The sequence below is a fragment of the Paraburkholderia phenoliruptrix genome (assembly GCF_019511605.1).
Lineage (GTDB): Bacteria > Pseudomonadota > Gammaproteobacteria > Burkholderiales > Burkholderiaceae > Paraburkholderia > Paraburkholderia phenoliruptrix_A.
The window spans coordinates 1-272 of record NZ_JAEUAV010000085.1 but is presented as its reverse complement, the minus strand read 5'-3'; the positions used below and the strand labels follow the sequence as shown (position 1 = coordinate 272).

The following is a 272-nucleotide window of genomic DNA, read 5'->3' as shown; positions in this document are numbered from 1 at the left end:
GGGCGCGATCACGAACCCGACGTATTCGGTGGGCGGCACGACGGTGAACAACGTGGGCGATGCGATCACGAACATCGACGGTCGCGTGACGCAAAACACGACGGACATCACGAACCTGACGAACAACCTCAACAGCGGTACGGTCGGGCTGGTGCAGCAGGATGCGGCCACGCGCAACATCACGGTGGCGCAGGGCACCGACGGCACGGTGGTGGACTTCACCGGCAAGGCGGGCACACGCACGCTCACGGGTGTCTCGGCGGGAGCGGTGA

The 272-nt window shown here is 65.8% G+C and carries 1 protein-coding gene; it reads left to right on the top strand.

The window, feature by feature from the left end:
• On the top strand, positions 1 to 272 hold a 272-nt coding region (locus tag JNB89_RS30875; RefSeq protein ID WP_220364741.1), incomplete at both ends, for a hypothetical protein.